At 47.6% G+C, this 7001-nt stretch carries 7 protein-coding genes and 1 pseudogene; all 8 read left to right on the top strand.

Features of this window, described 5'->3' with window-relative positions:
- Positions 1 to 182: pseudogene (locus DWX75_RS12255) on the top strand (phosphomannomutase/phosphoglucomutase); the annotation flags it as partial.
- Between the two features lie 286 nt (positions 183 to 468).
- Complete coding sequence (gene pdxA / locus DWX75_RS11690; protein ID WP_118016489.1) at positions 469 to 1491, top strand: 4-hydroxythreonine-4-phosphate dehydrogenase PdxA; 1023 nt, start codon at positions 469 to 471, stop codon at positions 1489 to 1491.
- 53 nt (positions 1492 to 1544) lie between these two features.
- Positions 1545 to 2891, top strand: a complete 1347-nt coding sequence (locus DWX75_RS11685) for a four-carbon acid sugar kinase family protein (RefSeq protein WP_118016488.1) — start codon at positions 1545 to 1547, stop codon at positions 2889 to 2891.
- Between the two features lie 67 nt (positions 2892 to 2958).
- On the top strand, positions 2959 to 3999 hold the full coding sequence (locus DWX75_RS11680) for a 2-keto-3-deoxygluconate permease (protein WP_118016487.1): 1041 nt from the start codon (positions 2959 to 2961) through the stop codon (positions 3997 to 3999).
- Positions 4000 to 4008: 9 nt separating this feature from the next.
- On the top strand, positions 4009 to 4593 hold the full coding sequence (locus DWX75_RS11675) for a YcxB family protein (protein ID WP_147671620.1): 585 nt from the start codon (positions 4009 to 4011) through the stop codon (positions 4591 to 4593).
- Positions 4594 to 4630: 37 nt separating this feature from the next.
- The gene (locus DWX75_RS11670; protein ID WP_118016485.1) at positions 4631 to 5068 is read left to right on the top strand and encodes an RpiB/LacA/LacB family sugar-phosphate isomerase; all 438 of its coding nucleotides are present in this window, start codon (positions 4631 to 4633) and stop codon (positions 5066 to 5068) included.
- Between the two features lie 14 nt (positions 5069 to 5082).
- On the top strand, positions 5083 to 5886 hold the full coding sequence (locus DWX75_RS11665; RefSeq protein ID WP_118016484.1) for a triose-phosphate isomerase: 804 nt from the start codon (positions 5083 to 5085) through the stop codon (positions 5884 to 5886).
- Positions 5887 to 6055: 169 nt separating this feature from the next.
- The gene (locus DWX75_RS11660) at positions 6056 to 6901 is read left to right on the top strand and encodes a DeoR/GlpR family DNA-binding transcription regulator (RefSeq protein WP_118016483.1); all 846 of its coding nucleotides are present in this window, start codon (positions 6056 to 6058) and stop codon (positions 6899 to 6901) included.
- The last annotated feature ends 100 nt before the right edge of the window (positions 6902 to 7001 follow it).

Raw genomic sequence — 7001 nt, 5'->3', positions numbered from 1 at the left:
ATGAAGGCGTGCGCCTCGTGTTCCCGAACGGCTGGGCACTCCTGCGCATGTCGCTGCATGACCCGCAGATGCCGCTCAACGTCGAGAGCCGCAAGCGCGGCGGCGTGGCCGAGATCGTCAAAGAGGTGGAAAAACTCCTCGCCGGCTTTACGAGCCTCGATACGAGCGTGCTCTGCAGCTGATAGTCTGTGGCATGGTATGGACTCGACAAAATAATCGATTCCACAAAGAAAGGATATCCTTCCCGGGATGTCCTTTCTTTTTATGTTTATACCATCTATACGAGTTGTTTTTTGCAATAACGATAATAAACAACAAAATAAAATTATAAAGCGTAAATATAAGCAATAAAAACTAGACAACTATAATCTTATATGATAATATAAGATTGAAAACGATAACAAAGCATTGCGAAAGCGTGCGGAAAAGAATAAGATATGATAGTCGTTTCATGAAGGGGTGGGTTAAATGCAGTCAGATTTTAAACCGGTTATGGCAATTACAATGGGTGATCCAGCCGGTATCGGACCGGAAATTGTTGTTGGTACGATGCTGAGTCAGGAAATCGCAGATTGCTGCAAGCCTTTTGTTATTGGCAGTGCGTATATTCTTCAGCGTGCGGCGGATGTCCTGAAGAAAGATATTAAAATCAATAAGATATCTGATCCGGCAGAAGCCAAATATGAGCTCGGCACAATCGATATCCTGGAAACGGGACCGTATGATGATGCTTCTATCGAATGGGGCAAGGTACAGAAGCTGGCTGGTCAGATGGCTATCGATTGGATTATGAAATCGATTGAACTGGGTATGGCCGGCAAGGTAGATGCCGTTTCGACGTCGCCAATCAACAAGCAGGCGATTAAGCTGATCGGTGTGAAAGAGCCGGGACATACGGAAATTTATCAGCATGCCACGCATTCGCCGTATGCACTGACGATGTTCTCCTGCCATAAGCTCAGAGTATTCTTTGTCAGCCGCCACTTGTCACTGATTGATGCTGTACATTTTGCAACGAAGGATGTTGTGCTTGATTTCATCCGGAATATCAATAAAGAACTGAAAGGTGTTGGCATTGAGCGTCCGGTTATCGCGGTAGCTGGTATCAATCCGCATAATGGCGACAATGGCCTGTTCGGACGTGAGGAGATTGATGAGATTATTCCGGCCGTTAAAGCTGCACAGGCTGAGGGTATTGATGCGGTTGGTCCTATCCCTGCAGATTCCATCTTCAACATTGGCAAATCCGGCAAGTTCAACGCCATTCTCTCGATGTATCACGATCAGGGGCATATCGCCTGCAAGACGCTGGACTTTGAGAAGGCTGTAACGATTACCTGGGGCCTGCCCTTCATTCGTGGCTCGGTGGATCATGGTACGGCTTTCGATATTGCCGGCAAAGGCATTGCCAATTGCGTCAGCCTGATTGAATCGACAAAAGTTTGTGCGGAATATGCCGTTCTCAAACACGAACGGAGCAATAAGAAGTAATGGAATAAGTTGTTTGCTGTTTTATGCATGTGTATGGAAAAGGGGGACATGACATGCCACTTATTGGTGTAGTTGCAGATGATTTGACTGGTGCAACAACGACCGGCGTGCTGCTGGCACGTTCGGGAGCGAAGACGGTTGCGTATTTCTCTGCAGAAGCAGCTCTTCGTGAAGAACGGGACCTGAAGCTGGATGCTATCGTCATCAGTACGAACAGTCGCGCTCTGCCGAAAGGCAAAGCTCAGGGCTTTGTACATGATGCGACTGTTGCCATGAAGAAGATGGGGGTTCGCTACTTTACGAAGCGCATTGATACGACGCTGCGCGGCGGCATCGGCTTTGAGATTGACTCCATGCTGGATGAAATCGGTGAGGATTCCGTTGCGGTAGTCGTACCGGCCATGCCGCAGTCGCGGCGCATTGTCGTAGGCGGTTACTCCGTTATTGACGGTACGGCTCTGATTCGCACGCCGGTTGCTCAGGATGTACGGACGCCGGTTACGGAAAATTATGTACCGCGTCTTTTAGCAGCGCAAACTGCACATCGTGTCGGTCTGGTAGAATTGGAAGATGTGCTGAATGGCGAAAAAGCGATTCTCACGGCACTGGACAAGAAGAGAAAAGAAGGATGCCGCGTTATTGTCGTCGATGCAATCAGCATTGATGATGTAACGGAGATTGCTAAAGCTTGTGTTGCACTCGGTTGGAATGTCCTGGCTGTTGATCCGGGTCCCTTTACTTCGAAACTTGCTTATGTAAGAGGTCTTATCCAAGAAGAGAAGCCCAATATCCCAGCTGGTCCTCCTGTTGAAAATCGTACGGTGTTGATTGCTGCCGGCAGTGCCACGTCGGTGACGAAGAAACAGATGGAAGTTCTGACGAGTGATGAACGCAACGTGAGGATTCCTGTTGATCCGAAACTTCTCATCGAAGGCGGTCGCACAGCGGTGGATGAGGTCAATCGTGCTGTTGATGCAGCCTGCATCCTGCTGGAACAGTATGAACAGCCTCGTTCCATCTTGTTTGAAACGGCGTTGCATGGCATCCTGCTGAATCTCGATGAGGAAGACAGGAAATACGGTTATGAGCAGGGGACGGCAGCCAATCAGATCAATGCTGGTCTGGGCATGATTATTTCCCGTATCATGGCAAGAGTTTCACGGGATAAGATTGCTGGTATCTATGCGACCGGCGGCGATACGATGGTCAACGTTTGCGCCATGCTCGGCGTTGAATGTCTGGAGGTTTTGGATTATGTCATCCCACAGACGGATATCGGCCGTTTAATCGGCGAATATGGCGGCATGCCGATTGTCGGTAAAGGCGGCCTGACCGGTACGAATTCCTCGGCAATCGAAATCGTTGACCGTCTGATGCTCGAAGCATCTCGCAAAGCATAAGCAGTTGCTTATCGGAATCTGATGAAAACCGTGAAAAGTATTATTCATTACTAGGAGGCGTACAGTAATGGCAGAAGAAAAAAAGGATAAAGGCAGATTGAATATCCCTATTCTGCAAAAGATGTCAGATATGCCAGGCGGACTGGTTATCATCCCCTTGGTTATCGCCGTTGTGATTGCAACACTTTTCCCGCAGTTTTTCCAAATCGGTGGTTATGTAACAGCACTATTTTATAATGGTAATGCCTGCATGATGGGCTTCTTCCTCATCGTTTGCGGCTCTATGATCGATATCAAGCAGGTTGGTATGCCTCTTTACAAAGGCTGCATTATGACAGGTGTCAAATTCCTGCTCGGCGTGTTGATTGGCGTCTTGGTCGGCAAACTGTGCGGTCCAGAAGGCTTCCTGGGCATTGCGCCGTTCGTATTTATTGCGGCGATCACGAACTCCAATGGTTCGCTGTACATATCTCTTTCCTCTCAGTTTGGTAATGCGACCGATACGGGTGCTATTTCCATCCTGTCCTTGAATGATGGTCCGTTCTTCACGCTGGTGGCTCTCGGTGCAACCGGCTTGGCAAATATTCCGCTTGCTACCCTGGTAGCTGTATTGATTCCGCTCCTGATAGGCTTTGTCTGGGGCAACCTGGACCTCGATTTCCGTAAGACCTGCAAAGTTGCACAGCCGATTGTTACGTTCTTCATGACGATTTCCATCGGTGCCAAGACGGATCTTGCTACCATCCTTACGGCTGGTGCCAGCGGCCTTGTCCTCGGCCTCCTCAGCGCTGCTACGGCAGTTCTGTTCTTCTTCGTTATCAACCTTCTGCTGCCGCGCAAAGAGCGCAACGCCATGGGTGCTGCTATTGGTACGACGGCATTGAACTCCGCAATGACGCCGGCTGCTGTTGGTGAAGCTGATCCGACTTATCTGCCGGAAGTTGCTACGGCTACGGCACAGTGCGCGACGGCATCGATTATCACGCTGGCGCTCTGCCCGTTCATTACGGCAGCCTTTGATAAGTATATGATGAATCATCAGATGGGTATTTACGGTCCTGGCGGCTGGGCCCATGATAAAGCTGTACGTCTGGCAGCTGGAAAGTGAGAATTGATTATGCAGGAAGCAGCAGTTGAAAACAGGATTTCCTGCGCTGAGCGGGAAACGATAGATGTGACGCTCCGTGAGGAACTCGTATATGACTTCTTTCTTTATCATGCGTATTCAAAGCTGAGTGGTTTTTTGACGAATATTCTCGGCTTTGCCATCTTCATTCTGGGTGTTTACTCATATTGGATGGGATATTCCGATGGGAAAGGACTTGCCTTCTTTTTTGTCAGCTCTGTTATTTTCCTGGCAGCAACGCCCTTGCAGCTGAAGTGGAAAGCTCGCCGGGCAATGAAAGATGATATGTGGCGCCAGACCATGCATTGCACATTCGTGGATGGGGAAGGCGTACAGGTGGAACGCGGCGAGAACACGCGGCTTTATGCCTGGGAAGAGGTGGAGAGAGCTGCTGTTGCTCCCAAGACCATCATTCTTTACGTTGATGGTGGCGAGGCCTTGATTTTCCCGAAGGAGAGCTTCGGCACGAAATTTGGCAGCATCTATCAGATGATTGCCATCAATCTTGGCCGCAGCCGCAGTAAACGGGCTGAAAAGCAGAAGAAGCCAGATAAAAAAACTGCTGAACTTGCATAATCCAGTAATGAACGCAAACAAGAAAGGCTATGATATTATGAAGATTGCTATGGGATGCGATCCGAATGCAGAGGCATTCAAACAGGAAATGAAAGAGTTTGTAAAAGGACTTGGTCATGAAGTTGTTGATTTTGGCAGTGAAGATGTAGTCTATGCCCATGTAGCAACTAAAGTTGGCGAGGAAGTGGCAGCCGGCCACTTTGATCGCGGTATCCTGTTCTGTGGCACGGGGTTGGGCGTCATGCTGGCCGCCAATAAAGTAAAAGGCATTCGCGCTGCTAATATTACCAATATCTATTCCGCCAAGCGTGCCTGCCTGAGCAACGATTGCAATATCATCACGCTGGGCTGCCAGGTGACGGGCAATATGCTGGCTAAAGATCTGATTGAGGCCTATCTCTCCTGCGAGTATACGTATAACGAGCGTTCTGGCAAGAAAGTAGACGCGATTAACGAATACGATAATGCACGTTAAGGCAGGTGGCAGATATGGATAAAGTATATTTTGGGACCAATCTCAAGATGTATAAAAACATCCAGGATACTGTATCGTATCTGAATGAACTGACAGAACTGACCAAGGATTTGGACCGCAGCAAGATCGAGCTCTTTGTAATTCCTTCCTATACCTCCCTGCCGGATGCAGTAAAAATCGAAAACCGGTCGTTGGTGCGCCTGGGAGCCCAGAATATGGGATGGGAAGAGCAGGGTCAGTTTACGGGTGAAATCAGTCCGCTGATGTTGAATGAACTGGGGCTGGATATGGTCATGATCGGCCATTCGGAACGGCGTCATGTTTTCCGTGAAACGGACCAGGAAGAGAATAAAAAAGTGCTCTGTGCCATTCAGCATCATCTGGATGCCCTGCTGTGCATTGGCGAAACGGAAGAAGAAAAAGAATATGGCTTAAGTGATGAAGTGCTGCGTACACAGCTGATTGCCGGCTTCCACGGTATTACAAGCGCCATGGCAGAGCAACTGCTGGAGGGTGAGCCCAAAATTCGCGTGGCATATGAGCCAGTGTGGGCAATCGGTGTCAATGGCAAACCTGCCAGTGTCGAGTATGCAGAAGAAAAGCATCGTGTCATCAAAGCTTGCTTAGTAGATCTTTTTGGTGAACTTGGCAACCGTATCCCTGTCTTGTATGGTGGCAGCGTTAATCCTCAAAATGCGGAACCGCTCATTGCCCAGGACTCTATTGATGGACTTTTTGTCGGACGGAGTGCATGGAATGCAGGACCATTCAATACATTGATACGTTCCTGCCTGAAGCGTTTATCGACAGAAGGATAAATCCGGTAAAGAGGAAGGAACTCGCTGAATATGGCGATAGTCCTTCCTTTTTTGTTGTTTATCGTTTTTTGGCTTCCTTTTTCGGATAAGCTATTGTAGAATAATCAAGAAAGATAGATTTTCTGTGTGAATCTATATAACTTCCCGCTAAGATTGGAAAGGATACGTTATGTTTGCGATAAACCGTAGAGAAAAGATACAGCAGATTGTGATGGAAAAAGGATCTGTCAAGACAACGGAACTTTGCGATTTGCTCGGGGCATCGCCTTCGACTGTGCGGAATGACCTGAATTATATGGCGCGACAGGGGCTTATCCAGAAGGTTCATGGCGGTGCAGCCAGAATAGTTGAGCAAAAGAGTTCAAAATCAGAGGCTGTATTGATTCCTGATTATATCGAATCAAATCATTTTCGTTTTCAGCGCCGTGAAATGCAGCATAAGATGCAAAAGGAAGCAATTGCAAATGTTGCATTATCTTATATCCGTGATAATCAGTGCATACTGTTGGATGCCAGCTCCACAACTTTGACCTTAGCTAAAAAGTTATTGCCGTTCAATAAGCTTTTGGTAGTAACAAATGGTATCTATACAATGTTTCATCTTAAGGATGCACCTAATGTGGATACCGTTATCATTGGCGGGTTTGTCAGCAAAACATCCGGCTTTGTGGAAGGGGTAATCGGCGCAGATATTTTGAATCATCTCAATGTCGATATTGCATTTGTTTCAGCCAATGGCTTTACAGAGAAAGAAGGGCTGACAGACTTCGATATTTATGAAGTTGAATTGAAAAAATGCATGTTGGAACGATGCAAGCATATTGTAGCCATGCTGGATTCTTCCAAACTGGAGCGCGTATCGTCCTCTAGTTTTCTGCCAGCAGAAAAGATAGATGTTCTTCTGACAGATGATAAGATCGATGCTAGACTTTTGCGCAAATACCAGAAAAGTGGTATCAACGTCCGTATATGTCCCTGTAACGATGAAGAAAAAAGACATGAGTCCAATGAGTAATCGCAACAAATAAGAAAAGAGGCTTTTTTATGTGTATTTCGGAACGAGCTTTCTTGAAACTGGCCAATGGCAGCGATGTGCGCGGTGTTTCCATCGAGGG

Source organism: Mitsuokella sp. AF21-1AC (assembly GCF_003458855.1).
Taxonomy (GTDB): Bacteria; Bacillota; Negativicutes; order Selenomonadales; family Selenomonadaceae; genus Mitsuokella.
The sequence above is the reverse complement of the archived record's forward strand: the minus strand, read 5'-3'. Positions and strand labels throughout refer to the sequence as shown.